A 460-nucleotide genomic window follows, 5' to 3' on the forward strand; every position below is an offset into this window, starting at 1 on the left:
TCTCTGTACACGACAAATTTCATAGGGCCCTTGTCCTATCAGGCTTTTTCTTCCTTAAAATTGCGAGCACTTTCTTAAATTCTTCTTTTTTCCCAAAACCAATCAAACGTAGAACAGCCATTTGAACATAGTCCAAACCGTAGTGAAATAAACTTAGTGAAAGTCGTCCATGCTTCTTTATTTTTATCGCTTTTTTTCGATCATGTTGCCATTCACCTGTTAAATAGCACCAACAGAAACCGATAGCTAGTACTGCTATCAATTTCTTGACTCGTCTAGGGTCTGTTAAACGAGTATTTTCAAGATTGAATCCACGTCCTTTGAGACAACTAAATAAGATTTCGATTTCCCAGCGTAATGCATAATCACGAATAGCTGAAGCATTAAACATAGGAGAAACAACAAGTAAAAGTTCTCCATCTTCTAATCGTAGCGCACTAATATACAGTTTCACTCGACC

General features: G+C 37.2%; 1 protein-coding gene. It reads right to left on the bottom strand.

The features are described 5' to 3' along the window. Positions 1-19: 19 nt before the first annotated feature. The coding region (locus CDG59_RS14960) for a transposase (RefSeq protein WP_143225237.1) at positions 20-460 on the bottom strand (441 nt) is incomplete at its 5' end.

The organism is Acinetobacter sp. WCHA29 (assembly GCF_002165335.1).
Classification (GTDB): domain Bacteria; phylum Pseudomonadota; class Gammaproteobacteria; order Pseudomonadales; family Moraxellaceae; genus Acinetobacter.